Here is a 280-nt window from a genome sequence, read left to right as displayed (position 1 = left end):
CACTGCTCCCTCAGGAGTCTCGCCATAAATACTACGTATTAACATGTAATTTTATCTTTAAATGCTTAAAAAATAAGGCACTTTCGTATAATTAATAAACTTCACTAAACTAAATTAACGAGGTGCCTTATGTATAAAGCTTTAACATGAATCAACTTACACTATACACTACCAATGGAAACTTCAATTCTTATTTATACAAATAATATTTCTCGATATGTAAATGAAATTGTTGAAACAATCCCAGATGATGAATTCGATGAACTCATCATCTGGGACT

This window comes from Staphylococcus lugdunensis, from assembly GCF_002901705.1.
Taxonomy (GTDB): Bacteria; Bacillota; Bacilli; order Staphylococcales; family Staphylococcaceae; genus Staphylococcus; species Staphylococcus lugdunensis.
Note: the sequence above shows the minus strand (reverse complement) of the source record.